The organism is Eisenbergiella porci (assembly GCF_009696275.1).
In the GTDB taxonomy this organism is placed as follows: domain Bacteria; phylum Bacillota; class Clostridia; order Lachnospirales; family Lachnospiraceae; genus Eisenbergiella; species Eisenbergiella porci.
The window spans coordinates 17,875-29,186 of sequence record NZ_VUMI01000068.1; the positions used below are offsets into that span (position 1 = coordinate 17,875).

10 protein-coding genes and 1 pseudogene are annotated in these 11,312 nt (G+C 47.9%); 2 read left to right on the forward strand and 9 right to left on the reverse strand.

The genetic code is table 11. The annotated features are described in order from the left end of the window. Positions 1–88: 88 nt before the first annotated feature. From FYJ45_RS25880 to FYJ45_RS25905, 6 genes are all read right to left on the reverse strand, one after another. On the reverse strand, positions 89–502 hold the full coding sequence (locus FYJ45_RS25880; RefSeq protein WP_154467954.1) for an RNA polymerase sigma factor: 414 nt from the start codon (positions 500–502) through the stop codon (positions 89–91). A 476-nt stretch (positions 503–978) separates the two neighbouring features. After that, the gene (locus FYJ45_RS25885) at positions 979–1,362 is read right to left on the reverse strand and encodes a metal-dependent transcriptional regulator (RefSeq protein ID WP_003509367.1); all 384 of its coding nucleotides are present in this window, start codon (positions 1,360–1,362) and stop codon (positions 979–981) included. Beyond that, positions 1,352–2,854, reverse strand: coding sequence for an ABC transporter ATP-binding protein (locus FYJ45_RS25890; protein WP_009296686.1), 1,503 nt, complete (start codon positions 2,852–2,854; stop codon positions 1,352–1,354). Before FYJ45_RS25890 ends, FYJ45_RS25885 begins: the two co-directional genes overlap by 11 nt. 12 nt (positions 2,855–2,866) lie before the next feature. Further along, positions 2,867–3,598 carry an energy-coupling factor transporter transmembrane component T gene (locus FYJ45_RS25895; protein WP_003500066.1) on the reverse strand — a complete coding sequence of 244 codons (732 nt, stop codon included), beginning with the start codon at positions 3,596–3,598 and terminating at the stop codon, positions 2,867–2,869. Further along, positions 3,598–4,185: an MptD family putative ECF transporter S component gene (locus FYJ45_RS25900; protein ID WP_003500067.1), complete on the reverse strand. Its 588-nt coding sequence runs from the start codon at positions 4,183–4,185 to the stop codon at positions 3,598–3,600. Before FYJ45_RS25900 ends, FYJ45_RS25895 begins: the two co-directional genes overlap by 1 nt. A gap of 136 nt (positions 4,186–4,321) precedes the next feature. Next, positions 4,322–4,939 carry a TetR/AcrR family transcriptional regulator gene (locus FYJ45_RS25905; protein ID WP_154467955.1) on the reverse strand — a complete coding sequence of 206 codons (618 nt, stop codon included), beginning with the start codon at positions 4,937–4,939 and terminating at the stop codon, positions 4,322–4,324. 126 nt (positions 4,940–5,065) lie between these two features. On the opposite strand from FYJ45_RS25905, the gene FYJ45_RS25910 reads away from it, so the two are divergent. Beyond that, positions 5,066–6,835, forward strand: a complete 1,770-nt coding sequence (locus FYJ45_RS25910; protein WP_003509372.1) for an ABC transporter ATP-binding protein — start codon at positions 5,066–5,068, stop codon at positions 6,833–6,835. Next, positions 6,828–8,552 (forward strand): ABC transporter ATP-binding protein, encoded by a 1,725-nt coding sequence (locus FYJ45_RS25915; protein WP_003500071.1) that lies wholly within the window; start codon positions 6,828–6,830, stop codon positions 8,550–8,552. The genes FYJ45_RS25910 and FYJ45_RS25915 overlap by 8 nt, the downstream gene beginning before the upstream one ends. 72 nt (positions 8,553–8,624) lie before the next feature. Here the strand turns inward: FYJ45_RS25915 and FYJ45_RS25920 are convergent, their stop codons facing one another. The 3 genes and pseudogenes from FYJ45_RS25920 to FYJ45_RS25930 all read right to left on the reverse strand — a co-directional run. Then, complete coding sequence (locus FYJ45_RS25920; protein WP_003509375.1) at positions 8,625–8,978, reverse strand: TnpV protein; 354 nt, start codon at positions 8,976–8,978, stop codon at positions 8,625–8,627. 26 nt (positions 8,979–9,004) lie between these two features. Then, complete coding sequence (locus FYJ45_RS25925) at positions 9,005–10,885, reverse strand: DUF4368 domain-containing protein (protein WP_003509377.1); 1,881 nt, start codon at positions 10,883–10,885, stop codon at positions 9,005–9,007. A gap of 91 nt (positions 10,886–10,976) precedes the next feature. Continuing rightward, positions 10,977–11,186 (reverse strand): annotated as a pseudogene (locus FYJ45_RS25930) (VirD4-like conjugal transfer protein, CD1115 family); the annotation flags it as partial. Positions 11,187–11,312: the final 126 nt, after the last annotated feature.

The window sequence follows — 11,312 nt, forward strand, 5'->3', positions numbered from 1 at the left end:
AAATCGGAGAGGCGGACAGCTCGTCCGCTGTCCGCCCCTCGCTGAGATAAGGGAAATGATCCCTTTCACTTGGTAGCCAGAAAACAGGTCATTCGTTAAGCCTGTTCTCAAAGAAATTTATAAATTTTTTTCTGACCGCCTCCACACTTTGATACACAGCCACTTTGGAGCAGCTGCACAGTACACCGATCTCCGCAAGGCTCAGTCCGTCAAGCGCATAGAGCAGGAACCGGCGGCGCTGGGCCTCGGTACAGGTGTCCAGAACAGCCATCAGCTCATGCAGCGTTTCCATGCGGCAAAGGTATTCTTCCGGCGTTTCGCCGTAGGCTCCTACACCCTCGGTGGTAATGATGTACTCGTCAAACTCCCGGCCATCCCAATGCCGCCGCTGTTCATGGAACAGGTTCTCCGTTTTGTGATCGGCCCGGTCAAGAAATTCATAGACTTCCAGCGTAACCTCCACGGCCACAGCTTGTCCGTTATTATTGATGGTAACTTCCATCTGCCTTTCCTCCATTCAGATTTTTTTGGTAAATCTGAATGGGGCGGCGGAGAACGGCACTGGGGCCAGGGTTCGGGCCATGCTGGCCTGATGTTACGGCCCCACAGGTATGAAAAAACGCCCGGACAGCAGAAAGCTATTCGAGCGCAAAAACTCCAATATTCACTTACAGAATGACAATTTTCGCACCGGCTACCAGACGGGGCCTGTTCGTTGACTGGGCTTTTTTTGACGGTAGTGAAATATCGTCTGAATTTGTCGGCGGTCAATGTGCTTCATGGCGGTTCCCTCCTAAAGCCGCCGTGTCAGCGTGTAGTCGTCACTCCTTTGTCGAGGGCATAAGAAACGGCGGCCTTGATGTTACTCAAAACCGCCGCAGTCCTTGAAAATCCATTATGGGCGCACGAAGCTGCCTGCCCTGCAACGGTTTTTTTCTTTCCCCGTCTTGCGGGGCAGGATCGCTTGGCTTATTCGGTTTATTCTTGCTTTTGTGCGGCTGACTCTTTCAGCCGGTCAAAACTCTCATCGCTGATAATGTGTTCAATCCGGCAGGCGTCGGCCTCCGCAGTTTTGGGGTCAACGCCTGCGGCGATAAGCTGCTCGGTAAAGAAACAGTGGCGTTCATAGATTCTTTCAGCCACCTCGCGGCCCACATCGGTCAAATGGAGAAAGTGATCTTCGTCCATTGTGAGAAAGCCGCCATCCCGCAAGGTAGCCACTGCATGGCACACGCTGGGCTTTGACACCTCCATGTGCCGGGCCACATCTACGGAGCGTACCATACCGAGTTTCTTTTGGAGAACAAGGATGATTTCCAGGTAGTCCTCCCCGGACGCATGAAGCGTTTTGCTAAGACGCATTGATTATATTTGCTCCTTTTTCATGTGAGAAAAATGCCCGTAAGAGTTTGATTGCTTCATCATCCATTGGCCGATGCCATAGCACCTTATTCTCTTGAATAAACAGAAGATAAGTACAACACTTATAAATCAATTCAGGATCATGGGTAATCAGGAATAGGCTTTTTCCCATGTCTTTTAAGCGGTTCAAATTATCAGACACCTCTACCATATGGAAATAGTCTAAGCCACTGGTCGGTTCGTCAAAAACAAGGATTTCCTTGTTTGAGGCGATAGCACTTCCAATCGCTACCCGTTGCTTTTCCCCGCCAGATAAAGACATGGGATGCAGTTTGATTTTGGCTGCTAAATCAAGGCTGGATAAAATCTGGTTTGCCCATTCTGTATTTTCTTTTTCGTCCTCACCGTCCATACTAAGAAGCAATTCATCCAACACATCCTCGGTAAACAGTTGGTGGTTTACATCTTGCATAACCATGTAAGATATGTGGCACCGCTGCTTTGCACGATAAGAATGTCCATTAAGTTCTAACTCACCCAAAGCCCGTTTGTCCAATCCACACAGGCAACGAGCAAATGTGGATTTTCCCGCGCCGTTATTCCCAATAATTCCAATGATTTCTCCTTGTGGTAGCGTCAAATCAGGAATGTCCACAATAAGAGGGCCGTGTTTATCATAAGAAAACCGAAATTCCTTGATATGTAAAGTCGGCGGTTTCGCTTTTGGTTTGGCCTCCGGTGGAAGGTTGAATGGATCAAGGGCGCGTAGCCCCATTCCCTGTAAAGTTTCGGGAGACAGTAATTGAAATTGCTGCCTTGTAAATTCCTTACTGATCTCTCCATGTTTCATGTAGATAATCCGATCTGCGTAGGGAACGAGATAATAAAGCCGGTGTTCCGCGACGATCACAGTCTTTTTCTCGGACCGCCAGTGCCGGATTACGCCAATTAAATCTTCAATGGTGGAAATATCCAGGTTGGAGGATGGCTCGTCCAGTACAAAGATGTCCGGGTGGATTGCGTCGGCAGAGGCGCAGGCGATTTTCTGTTTTTCCCCGCCGGATAGGGCAAACAAGCTCCGGTTCAGCAGTTTTTCCAGCTTGAGGCTGTGGGCAGTCTCCTCCAGACGCTTCCGCATCTCCGGGACTGGCAGGGCCATGTTTTCACACCCAAAAACAATCTCACTGGTGGTATCTACATTGTAGAATTGTGTTCTTGGGTTTTGGAATACAGACCCCACCCGCTGTCCGATTTGATAAAGGGGATAGTCTTTTAGCTCTTTCCCATCTAAGAGGACTTGCCCGGTCAGTTTCCCACCGTAGTAATGTGGGATCAAACCGTTGATCAGCCGGGTTAGTGTTGTCTTGCCACAGCCAGACTCTCCACAGAGCAGGATAGTTTCACCGTCCTGAATTGCCAGATTGATATGGCTTAGGTTGTTCTCGGTTTCCCCACTCTCATAGGTAAAGGAAACATCTTTCAATTCAATCACAGTATCACCTCCTTACCACGGGCTGAAAAAGTATGTAGAGAGCAGTGCAGTTCCGGCAATCAGCACCGCCAGCAGATCCCAGCCGGTAAACCCGACCTTTGTGATATTGGTGCGCCGGACCGGGTTATCCAGGCCGCGGGTCAAGGCTGCCGCAGAGAGATCATCCCCGATTTTGACCACCGAGATCATCAGGGGAATAAAACGGTATTCAATCAGGGCGGCGGGATTTTGCCAGAACTTCTTTGTCCCGAACTGGACCTCCCGCATCCGCATGGCATCCTTGATGGCCGCCGACTCCTCCTGCATGGTAGGGATAAAACGAAACAGGACGGAGAGCGGAATGGTGATCTGCCGCCCAATGTGCATCCGGCCAAGTGCGGTAATGCACTCGCTGGCCGTGGTGGACTTGATAATATAGGCTCCCATCACAAAAGCCGGAAACAGCCGCAGAACCAGTCCCACCAACAGGACTACCAGCATATTGACGATCATGGGAAACTGGACGGAGTTCTGGATAGCCTGCACAAACAGCCCCGCTGCGAACAGGCAGAAGAACACCGTTGCCGTCTTATACTGCCGGTTAGTCAGCAACAGGACAAAGGGAATCATCGCCACCGCGATCATAAAGGCGGTGTGGCTATATAGAAATTCTGCGGTAGCGACAACGGCCATCAGCAACAGCTTGGTTCGTGGGTCCAAGCAAAAGCCTGTTCTGTTTTCAACAACCGCTTGAAGCTGCTCCATTACACAATGCCCGCTCTCTCAAAGTGTTTTTTCAGCATTTTATGGCCCAGAAGCGCGCCCAGAATACCGCCCACAAACAGCAGCGCAAAACCCAAATACATCATCCAGGAGGGCATCAGGGATTGCAAGGTGTTTGCGTACTGATCACCCATGGAGGTGTGGATGTTTTCCCAATACGCTTCACCGGCAAACCAGAGATTGGCGGGGCAACCCATGATACCGAGGCAAAAGCAGGCATAGCTCAGAACAGTGACTTTGAATTTCTGATAGCCGCCGATTTTGAGCACAACATCGCTTAGAATGCCGCCGAGCACCCAGCCGAGCAGGCCGATCCAGCCATAGCCGATTAAATAGAAGAAGATACCGCCAATGATGCCGGTAATGGTAAGCATTCCAAATTTCTTGATTTTTGTGTAATACAGCATCATAGGGATACCGCATACAATCGGCCAAATCACAAAAAGGAATGGATATACTACTGGTAACGCAGTTAATAGTCCAACGACAAAGAAAATGACGAGAGTCATTGCAGAATAAATACCAACATTGATAAGATCTTTGCCTGTAAGTTTATTTGTGTTTTCCATTTTCAAAAAGTCCTTTCAATATAATTTCGATTGATACATTAAGAAGCAAGAATCATTTTAAATATGAGAGATTAAACCACCTTCCTTTATCACAGTTAGTTAGATTACGCTAACTGCCAATCAAAAATTTTGGGGATCAAATCCCCAAAACAGTTTGCCACCCGGAACTGAAAAAAGCGGCCAATGTATGAGCATATTTTATCGCGGCATCTTTCGGATAATTGTGCAAGACAATTTCTGCGATAGATGAATAGTAAGAATGAACAAGCATATGCCACTCGTCATCCTCCAAATCATGTACGGGAACTCCGCGTTCCTTCAGTTCCGCAATTAGCTTTTGTGTCTCCCGAATATCGGAACGCACCACATCATCCAGAAAAGAAGCATATTTTGTCCCCGCAGACTGCATCAGCAGCAGTTTGAATACATCAAAATGTTCATAAATGTATTCGATAATCTGGCGGATCGTGTCCTCCGACAGTTTCCAGAGTTGCTTTAATTCATCCGTCCGAGCTAATTCAAAATGCTTGATGACAGAATCGGAATACATCTCAGATACCGCCTGAACCACTGGTTCGACAAGTGCGCCGAACAAAGCCTCTTTGTCCTCGAAATGATTGTAAAATGCCCCGTTTGTCACATGGGCGGCCTTACAGATTTCACGGATACTGGCACGTTCAAAACCATTTTCCAGAAAATGCTTTTTTGCACAGGCCAAAAGATTTTCATGGGTCTGCTGAAAATCCCTTGACATTTCCATCCCTCCATCCTATACTTGAATTACACTGTAATATTACACCGTAATTCAGATTATATCACGATGCCATCGAAAATGCAATACCCTCCTTGTATTTTCAGTTGCTCGAAAGGAGGCTTTCTTATGCCAAATAAAGAACCGGGTGCAATCCGCCAACTCTTTGCTTTTGTGGGCGAGAGAAACAGCAAAATGCGTATTTCCATTCTTCTTGCTGTGTTAGGGGAAATGTTTGGTATCGTACCATTCCTAATGGTGGCGCTGTTGGCGGATGAACTCTACCGCGGTACAGCCACCATACAGCGTGTTTTGTTCTTTAGTGGAATAGCCGCCATATGTCAGCTTATAAAAATGCTTCTCACATGGCGATCTTCTCTCATGTCCCACAAAATTTCCTTCACAATTTTGAAAAATATCCGTGAAGCAATTACAGATCGGATGGCAAAAGTCCCAATGGGCGTTATGCTGGAAACGCCTACGGGAACTTTCAAAAACCTAATTGTAGATAATGTTGCAAAGTTAGAGGATTCTATGGCTCATTTTATGCCAGAGCTGCCATCGAATATTGCAGCGCCGTTGTGCAGTATTCTCCTGATTTTCATTCTGGACTGGCGCATGGGGCTTGCATCCCTAATCACAATTCCACTGGGTATTCTCTTTTTCGCTGCTATGATGCGCGGTTATGGCCCTCGAATGGAAAACTATATGCGCTCTGCCAATGATATGAACAGCTCCTTAGTAGAATATGTCAGCGGCATTCAAGTCATTAAAGCGTTTAACCGTTCTGCATCCTCTTATGGAAAATACTCAAAGTCTGTCAACTATTTTCACGATTCTACAATGGAGTGGTGGAGTCAATGCTGGTTTTGGAATGCAGCGGCACGAGCCGTCCTGCCTTCTACTCTTTTGGGTACATTGCCAGTAGGCGCATGGCTTTACATGGAAGGAACGCTTTCACTTCCCGTATTTTTAATATCTTTAGTAGTTCCGCTGGGGTTCGTTGCTCCATTGATGAAAGTGTCCGAGGCGATGGAGCAAGTCAGCATGATAAAAGGTAATTTGGAGCAAGTAACCGCTTTCCTAAAAACCCCGGAACTTGTCCGACCCTCTGAACCTGTATCTTTGGGAGAACGTACTTACCAATTTGAGGACGTACATTTCGGCTATAAAGAAACCGAAGTTCTCCACGGTATTTCTTTTCAAACCAGACCCGGCACTATGACGGCTATTGTTGGGCCTTCCGGTTCTGGTAAATCCACGATTGCAAAACTGATGGCTGGTTTTTGGGATGTGACTTCTGGCTCTGTGCGTTTCGGCGGCCAGGATATTCGTCAAATCCCTTTTGAGCAGTTGATGGGTGAAATCAGTTATGTGGCACAAGACAATTTCCTATTCGACAAATCCATTCGGGAAAATATCCGCATGGGTAATCCGGCAGCAACAGATGAAGAAGTAGAAGATGCCGCAAAAGCTGCTAACTGTCATGACTTTATTATGCAGTTAGAGCAGGGATATGACACACTGGCCGGTGATGCCGGAGACCGACTTTCTGGCGGGGAGCGCCAACGTATTACGATTGCGAGGGCCATGCTAAAACCGTCATCCGTAGTCATTTTAGACGAGGCCACTGCCTATGCTGATCCAGAAAATGAGGCGCTAATTCAACAGGCAATCAGCAAATTAGTGGCCGGAAAGACATTGATTGTTGTAGCGCACCGTTTGAATACGATTCGCAATGCCGATCAAATTCTGGTTGTGGCAAACGGAAATATTGCAGGCCGTGGGACACAAGAAGAACTTCTCCGGGAATGCCCCATCTATCAAAAGATGTGGCAAGATTATGCCGGAACCATAGAAGAAGCAGACTTGAAAGGAGGAGTGGAAAACCATGCTTGAAATGATACGCCGGATTTTTAAGATTGCGGGTAGAAGCCGACAGAAAATCATCGTTGGCATCACATTTAATATTCTCAAATCCTTTTTCAATGGTTTTATGATGTTCGGTGTTTTTTGGATTTTATTACATTTAGAAAATCTTACACCTACTATTATTCTACAAGCCTTTGGTGTTGTATTAGGAAGTGTTATCGGACGCTTTTTCTTCCAATGGATGTATGACCGTACCATGAGTGGAACGGGATATGATATTTTCCGTGATTATCGTCTGGAAATAGGAGAAAAATTGAAACAGGCTCCTATGGGCTACTTTTCAGAGCAAAATTTAGGAACTATTCAGACAATACTTACTACGACGATTGCTGATTTAGAGGGTTACTCCATGCTTGCAATCGAGCAGATGACAAGCGGTGTTGCTATGGCAGCTCTCATGTCAATTATGATGTTCTTTTTCAACCCTATCATTGCCATTTTAAGTTTGATTGGACTATTATTAGGTTTACTTGTTCTTCGTTGGGTCCGCAGTAGAGCCGCGCAATATGCTCCTATTTATCAAGAAGCACAGGAAAACCTGGTGAGCAAAACAATGGAATATATCCGAGGGATTTCTGTTCTACGGTCTTTCTCCAAAGGTGAGGAAGGACAACGAGAAGTACGCAGCGCATTTCAAAAAAAGTGGGATGCAGATTATGGGCAGGAAAAGGCTACGGCCGGGGTTCTCCGTTTTTATATTCTGGTCTATAAGCTCATGAGCTGTGTACTGATTGCTGCGGCGGGTTTGCTTTTTATGGCTGGAAAAATAAGTTTGCCCTACTGCTTGACTTTCCTGTTTTGCGCATTTACTGTGTACTCTGACTTAGAAACAATGGGAAACAGCGCCTTTTTGAGCAAGAAAATCAACACAGAACTGGATCGGTTAGAAGAAGTCACCAATATACCTCAAATGGACACCAGCACAGACAAATTAGAAACTTCCCACTACGATATAACACTGGATCATGTATCATTTGGCTATGACAAGCGGCAGGTCATCCATGACATCTCTCTGAACATTCCAGAACATACTACCTGTGCTATTGTTGGCCCATCTGGAAGTGGAAAAACAACTTTGTGTAATTTAATTGCCCGGTTTTGGGATGTGCAGGATGGCGCTGTACGAATTGGCGGAAAGGATGTAAAAAACTATACTGCGGATAGTATTTTGGAGCATATCAGCATGGTCTTTCAGAATGTATATCTTTTCCACGATTCTATTGAAAACAACATCAAATTTGGAAAGCCTGATGCTACCCACGAGGAAGTAGAAGCTGCCGCAAAACGTGCTTGCTGCCATGATTTTATTTCAGCGTTGCCAGATGGGTACAATACAATCATCGGCGAGGGAGGCTCTACACTTTCCGGCGGAGAGAAGCAACGAATTTCTATTGCCAGAGCGATTCTTAAAGATGCACCTATTATTATTTTGGATGAGGCCACTTCCAGCGTTGATCCGGAAAATGAGCAGGCACTTTTATCTGCGATTTCAGAACTGACGAAAAATAAAACCTTAATTTCGATTGCCCATCGTTTGAGTACAGTGGAAAACGCAGATCAAATCATTGTAATAGATCAGGGTAGAATTGCTCAACAGGGAACTCACCAGTCTTTGATTTCACAAGAGGGAATTTATAGAAATTTCCTAAACCTCAAACTCGCATCCGCTGGATGGCAGCTTTAATTACATAGCATGATATAAAGGCCGGGATTTATCGCCCTGTGGCGGCAAATTCCGGCCTCTTTTATACTATACTTACCCGTAGATCAATTCCTGAAAAACGATTTCCTCCGCCTGCGCTTTCAGCGTGTTCATCAGCCCCACCCAGCGCATGGGGTCACGGGCTTTCAGTTCCTCGGTGACGCCCGCCGCCTCCATCATCCGGGGCAGCATGGCGTCCATCCGCTCCCGCGCCGCCCGGTCAATCTCCAACAGGTGCGGGTACAGCTTTTCGCTCAAAATCAAGCTGCTGTAAAGGCCGGGCCGGTGTTCCTTCAGGTAGCGTTGCCGCATACGGCCATACTTGCCGATGGGGGCCTCCGGCTGCTCGGACAACTCCAGGTCGGGGATGTAGTAATCCCCGCAGCGGGTGTAAGTCAATTCGTTCATGTTTGTCCTCCTTTGCACTGTGATGGTTAAACTGCGGCGCTGGCCGGTAAGGTGGCCTTGCGCGGCTCCTGCCTGGGTAACTGGCTGACGGTGGTAAAAATGCCCTTCTCCATATCCTCGGCCCGGATCGCGGCCTTTGCTGCCTCCATTTTCGCCTTGCGCTTGGCGTTGTAGCGTTCTTCCCATTCCTTCTGCTTGCCATTAGCCTTGCGGCGCAAGTAGTTCTGGTGAAGCCTGTCCTTGCGTTCCTCCTTCTTCCGCAGTTCTTCCTGTTCCTCCGGGGTCAGGGGAACCGGCTGCAAGGCAGGAGGGATATAGCGGCCCACAAAGTTGAAGTAGATTTCAACCTCCTGTGTGGTATCCTGGCTGCCTTTACGGGCGCGTTCATGGACAAGGATTTTCTCTACAAACTCGTTGAGCATGGTGTTTGTCAGCGTGTCGAAGTTCTCGTACTTGTCAATCAGGGCAATAAACTTCTCCGCAGATTTCCGGCTCTGCTCATAGCCGGTAACGGCCTTTTCCAATTCCACGATTTCCGCATTGAGGGCGTCCTGCTCTTTGGCGTACTGTGCGTCCAGGGCCTCATACCGGGCGTCCGGCAGCTTACCCAGGGCGTTGTCCTCATAGATTTTGCAAATCAGCTTTTCCAGTTCCCCGGCCCGCTTTTGGGCGGCGGCCAGCCGTTTCCGCTTCTTGGATATGTCGGCGGTCTGCTGGGCTACCTGCGTTTCCTGGACGGTGCGGATAAACTCGGCCCGGTCATTCCTGGAATACTCCGCGATGGCCCGGAGCATATCGGCAATCAGGGTCAGAACAGCTTCGGCCTTGATACGGTGCTGTGTAGGGCAAAGGGAGCCGATAGGATACTTCCCATACTGGCCGCAAGTGTACTGCGGGACGCGCTTGCCGTTGTATGTGCGGTGAACATACATCTTGCCGCCGCAATCGGCGCAGTACATCAGGCCGGTCAGGGGATGGGCCTCCCCAAAGCCGTCCGGGTAGCGTCTGGCGTTTCCCCGGATACGCTGCACATTGTCAAAGGTTTCCTGGTCGATAATGACCTCATGGGTGTTCTCAAAAATCGTCCATTCGCTTTCGTCAACATAGTGACTTTTCTTGTCCTTAAAGTGCTTGCGGGTTTTGAAATTGACCGTATGGCCTAAATACTCCTGTTTTTTCAGGATTTCAACAACGGTAGAGGCACTCCAACGATAAATATCCGCAAAGGCCTTATTCTTGTTCACTCCCTCGCCATAGCGGGCAAGGTGAACGGCTGGCATTTCAATTTTTTCTTCTGACAACTTGGTTGCGATCTGATAGGGGCCGTAGCCCTCCATCGCAAGCGCGAAAATATGGCGTACCACAGCGGCGGCTTCTTCATCCACAAGCCAGTGTTCCCGCTTTTCGTCCCACAGATAGCCGTAGATAACGGTGCCGGTCAGGTGCTTGCCGCTCATGCCTTTGGACTTAAACACAGAGCGGATTTTCCGGCTGGTGTCGCGGGCGTAAAACTCGTTCATAATGTTGCGGAACGGGGTAAAATCATCATCGCCTTTCAGACTGTCCACACCGTCATTGATGGCAATTAACCGGACGCCGCGCTGCCGCAAAATCTCCATGACCTGGCCGACTTTCAGATAGTCACGCCCTAACCGGCTCATGTCCTTGATGACGATTGCCTCTACACGCCCTGCCTCCACTTCCTCCATCATCGCCAAAAATCCGGGGCGGTCAAACCGGGTGCCTGAGATACCATCATCGGTAAAGTGCGTAGGGTTGGGCAGCCCATTCCGGCGGGCAAAATCCTCTAACATCTGCTTTTGATGGCTTATGGAGTTGCTCTCGCCCTGTAACTCATCATCGCGGCTCAAACGCTCATACAGTGGGGTGATTTTCTCGTTTCTCATGGCTGTACCTCCTGAAATGAAAATGCTCTAAGTGACTGCTTCACTAACCATGACAAAAACCATGATTAAGAAGTCACTTAGAGCATACATCTCCCGCAGCCATCTTGAATTTCTTATATTGCCTTGCCGCAAAATGGTCGGGGTTGCGCTGTTCCAACTGTTCAAACAGAAGGTCAACAGCGGACTTGAAATTTTCATCATCTTCCCGGCACTCGCAGGCATTGAGCATATCCAGCAGGGTATTCATATTCTTTTCTTCGGCAGGGGCTTCGTAGTAGATGTAAGCGATCAGAGCCTGATAAAGTGTTATCCCGCATTTTATCTGGCACCAAACCATGCCACACTCCACCAAATTAAAAAGAGGCACAGCATAAATTATTCTGATGGATTTTTCATCAGATTGCTTTATGCCGTGCCTTTTGTGTTA